The sequence below is a fragment of the Comamonas sp. JUb58 genome (genome assembly GCF_004364775.1).
Taxonomy (GTDB): Bacteria; Pseudomonadota; Gammaproteobacteria; order Burkholderiales; family Burkholderiaceae_C; genus Comamonas.
Genome location: NZ_SOAL01000048.1, coordinates 1 through 4,770 on the forward strand (window position 1 = coordinate 1; position 4,770 = coordinate 4,770).

Genomic DNA, 4,770 nt, shown 5'->3' on the forward strand with positions numbered 1-4,770 from the left:
GATATCGCGAGCGAGTTGTCAAACAGTTGCACCGCCGAGCAGCCGAGTTCGGCTTCACCCTGCAGGAAGCGCCGACGCCGAGTGTTTCTTAGGAAGGCCGCAGCGTACTTTGCCAGGCAGTCCGGGTGAAGTACGCATTTATCAAGCGTCACGAACATGAGCACAGCGTGCGTCGCATGTGCAAGGTCATGAGGGTGCACTTCAGCGGCTACTACGCCTGGAAGGCCCAACCCTCGAGCCCTCGCTGCAAAGACGATCACCGCCTCCTGAGTTTGCTCAAACACGCATGGTTGGAGAGCGGCGGTGTATACGGATACCGCAAGTTAACGCTGGATATGCGCGATCTGGGCGAGACCTGCGGCAAGCACCGCGTGGCTCGATTGCTCAAACTCGAAGGACTGCGCTCGCAGACGGGATATCGGCTCCGCCCTGGCGTGCGTGGTGGCAAGCCTGCTGTCGTCGCACCCAACCTCTTGCAGCGCCAGTTCACTGTGGCGAAGCCCAATCAAGCATGGGTGACCGATATCACGTACATACGCACCCATGAGGGATGGCTGTACTTGGCTGTCGTGGTCGATCTGTTCTCACGCCAGGTGGTTGGCTGGTCAATGGGCAGCAGCATCGACACTGCCTTGGTGCTCGATGCACTGGTGATGGCCTTGTGACGTCGTCAGCCCAAGGAGTCCGTCACGGTGCATTCGGATCAGGGCAGCCAGTTCACAGGCCACGATTGGCAAGACTTCCTGCGTGATCACAACCTCGTCTCCAGCATGAGCCGTCGCGGGAACTGTCACGACAACGCCGTGGCCGAGAGCTTCTTCCAGTTGCTCAAGCGTGAACGTATTCGTCGCCAGATCTACCCAACCCGCGATGACGCAAGAGCAGACGTCTTTAACTACATCGAGATGTTCTACAACCCCAAGCGACGCCACGCCACTGCCGGGGATATCTCCCCGATAGAATTTGAACGACGCCATTCCCAACGGCTCAATAGTGTCTAGGGAAGCCGGGGCGATTCAAGTTCACTTTAACGGCCTCTTGCACGTTGAATGCGGTCGGTCAACCCAACAGCTTTAATGACTGATGCCACTTAAAGTGATCATCGCCGTGAATAAATCGACGTACCCTAACAGGTCTGCGCGACTACCGGAAGCGATCGTGTGAACTGGACTAACTGAGGGACTGACTCCTTGAGGCTGAAGTGATGCCATCGACAGCGAATTCACATCCCATTGCGAACGTTCGCAATCGCCTAAAAGTATCCTTGCAGACGGTGGCACCAGTGATACGTTAGCTGAGTCGGCGCAAGACTAAAGTAATCATCTAAACCCTTCGCCTCATTTCATCTCAAGTGCAAAAATGAACATCAGTTTGGCAACTGCCGCTTACTTCAGCGCGCTAGTGGAGTTGGCTCTCAGCGCAGGCATGCTGGTGCTTTGGAGGAGGGAGAAAGCATCCTACCTGATGTATTGGGCCTTAGGATTCCTCGCTTTTGGGATGGGCTCGCTCTTGATTCCGATGCGCGACATCGTCACGCATTTCGTCGGGGTGGTCGTCGCCAATTCGTCTTCAACGGCGAGCTCCATACTGTTCTACGTCGGCATTTGCATCTTTTTCAAGCAACGCAGGGCATGGCTGACTTGGATGGCCGCCATTCTGATCTGCCAGACCTTGGCGATGTACTACTTTTACTACATCGCATTCAATGCCCCTGCACGTATTTATGTATACAGCATTGCCCAGGCCCTGGTTGTGCTTATGACATTGCAGACCTTGTTTTCGCTGAATCGGCGCAAACGAGAAGCAACGCCTGAGGTGGTGATCATCACGCTGCTATTTTTTGCCGTCCATTTCTTCCGGATCATCGGCACCTCGTATTTTCAAGTGCCGGATAATTTTCTTTCCTCCGGAACATTCCAAACATTTTTTGGCTGTGGCCTGTTGGCGGTACACGCTTCATATGCGCTTGCGTTTGCAAACATGCATGCTTCAGCCTTGCATGCTGAGATCAATGCAGCAATGGTATATGCCAAGAAAAAGGAACGACAGAAAGTAGAGGTTCTGAGCTATATAGGCCATGATTTACGCGCGCCGCTGGCCACGATCAACAGCTATTCCGAGATGCTTCTGGCTGATGCCAATGGGGCCCAGCGTGGGCCGCTGGTGGCTATCCAGCGCAGCATCCAATACCAGCTCAATCTCATTGACGAGTTGCTGGAATATGCAAAATCAGAACTGCAGCCCTTGGCGGTACATTCCACCGAGACCCAACTGCACCACCTGCTCAACGACATATCCGACTACGCCATCGCCCTATGTGCCCAGAGGAACAACCAATTTCGTTGCACCGCACCCGAGCCCCTGCCCGTGCTTGTCTCCGTGGATGGAAAACGGCTGCAGCAGGTCTTGCTGAATCTGCTATCCAATGCCGCCAAATTTACGCGCGATGGCGAGGTTGAGCTGCACATCACTGCGTGCGTCAATGCGATGCAGTGTGATCTGTATTTCAGCGTCACTGACACAGGGATCGGCATTGATTTGCAAGAAGGCCTGGACATCTTCGGCGCATTCCAGCAGGTGCAAGCGCACAGTGGCAGCACGGGCTTGGGGCTGTTCATTGCGCAGCATGTGCTCACAGCAATGGGGGGAACACTGCATGCCAGCAGTAGCTTGAACCAGGGAAGCGTGTTCTCATTCCAACTGCCCGTTCACTTGGTGGCTAAAGATTTGTCTCACTATGCAGGCACATCCACGCATCCTGTGACAAGCGATGCTGTCCTTGTGACGGTGCCCGCTACCGATTGGCTGGACGAGGCTGCATTGCAGCAGCTGCGGACCTTCGCTCAGCAAGGTCGTCTGAGCGATATCGAGTACTGGATTCATGCACGCAATGAGGATCCATCACTTGCACAATTTCTGGCACAACTGCTCCAACTGTTGGATCAATTTGACTTCGCCGCTATTGAGAGATTGGCTCAAAAACAAAGCCAAACCATGCGCGCTGGCTCGTAACGCTTCTTTGAACTGGCAAGGCAATCTGATGCAGAAAGGCTTGTTAAATGATCGCCCGCGTAGCAGTCAGAACGAGGTTATTCGCAAGCGCTGGAGCACTTAACCGGTCGCTAGCCCTGCGACCACGAGCGGCGCAAACGCTGCGACTCAGCCGGTCAGAAATCAATGTCGAACGGCTGCTTTGGGCACGTAACGCCCCTATGCGTGATGCAGAATCCGGCCATTAGCAGGCTTTCAAGGTAGGGCCTCTGGACAGAAAATCCTGCCGCCCTGTCTAATTACATCCGACCGATCCAGCTCCAACTGCCAGCCGTAAGAAGCCACACTTTAAAGCCCGCGTGATCTATCGGAGGAAGGAACATCGGCCAAACACACGAAGTGCTCAAATGACCGATTTCACCAAAACCATGCATCATGAAACCACACGCGTCTCACCCTTGGAAGTCTTCATTGCCTTCCTCAAACTAGGCCTTACTTCCTTTGGCGGGCCGATCGCTCATCTGGGCTACTTTCGCTCGGAGTTTGTCGAACGGCGTCGTTGGCTGGATGACCGCAGCTACTCGGACTTGGTTGCCCTGTGCCAGTTCCTGCCAGGGCCGGCCAGCAGCCAAGTGGGAATGGCGCTGGGGTTGGGCCGTGCGGGCTGGTTGGGGTTGTTAGCAGCCTGGGTAGGGTTCACCTTGCCATCGGCGATTGCGCTGATCTTGTTCGCATTTGGCATTGCCGAGTACCAGGGGCTGGCCCAGTCAGGCTGGGTGCATGGGCTCAAGGTGGTGGCCGTGGCAATCGTGGCCCAGGCTGTCTGGGGCATGGCCAAGTCGCTGTGTCCTGACCGGCCCCGTGCCGCCCTGGCCATTCTGGCGGCGCTGCTGACCATTATTCTTCCCTCCGCGATGGGACAGATCGCTGCCATCACGGTAGCGGGATTGCTGGGCTGGCGGGGCTTGAAGATTGCACAGCCTGGCGGCGGCCATGCCCATAGCTATCCAGTCTCACGTAAATTGGGTATCGTTGCTCTTCTGTTGTTTGCCGCGCCTCTTATCCTTCTGCCGCTGCGGGCTGCTGCCACCGGCTCTTCCACAATCTCTCTGTTGGAAGGGGTGTACCGCTCGGGCGCATTGGTGTTCGGCGGTGGACACGTTGTCTTGCCACTGCTGCAAGCTGCCGTGGTGCCTAGCGGCATTGTGGGCAATGCCGACTTCCTGGCTGGCTACGGTGCAGCGCAGGCCGTGCCAGGACCACTGTTCACGTTTTCAGCCTACCTTGGCGCAATCGCCCAGGGGCCGTTGCACGGCTGGTTTGGTGGCCTAGCTCTGCTGGCCACTATCTTCCTCCCCGCCTTTTTCATGCTAATAGCCGCGTTGCCATTCTGGGAAGGGCTACGTCATCGCGCTGGCATTCAAACAGCCATGGCGGGTATCAACGCAGGCGTGGTCGGCATTCTGGTATCCGCACTGTATGACCCTGTGTGGACGAGTGCCATCCACAGCAAGTCGGATTTTGGGCTGGCTTTGCTCTCATTCGGTCTGCTGACTGTGGGAAGGGTTCCGCCGGCACTAGTGGTTCTACTAGCCGGGCTGTCGGGCTGGGTCATGGCGATGGGGTCCTGAAACCTACTTCACAGCAGACAGCCAAACAAGCCATGCCAATGTCCGCTCAGGGTTGCGGATTCAACTGATCGACGCAACACACGCATCGAACATTTCAGCAGGGGTTCGATATCCCAGAGTTTTGCGTGGTCGTTGATTGAGATCTCTG

The 4,770-nt window shown here is 56.0% G+C and carries 2 protein-coding genes and 1 pseudogene; all 3 read left to right on the top strand.

What is annotated here, in order from left to right; genetic code table 11:
* Positions 1-92: 92 nt before the first annotated feature.
* A pseudogene (locus tag EDF71_RS24750) lies at positions 93-1,001 on the top strand (IS3 family transposase); the annotation flags it as partial.
* A gap of 358 nt (positions 1,002-1,359) precedes the next feature.
* Positions 1,360-3,012 carry a HAMP domain-containing sensor histidine kinase gene (locus EDF71_RS24755; RefSeq protein ID WP_133859178.1) on the top strand — a complete coding sequence of 551 codons (1,653 nt, stop codon included), beginning with the start codon at positions 1,360-1,362 and terminating at the stop codon, positions 3,010-3,012.
* A 386-nt stretch (positions 3,013-3,398) separates the two neighbouring features.
* Positions 3,399-4,622, top strand: coding sequence for a chromate efflux transporter (gene chrA / locus EDF71_RS24760; protein ID WP_133859179.1), 1,224 nt, complete (start codon positions 3,399-3,401; stop codon positions 4,620-4,622).
* Positions 4,623-4,770 lie beyond the last annotated feature (148 nt).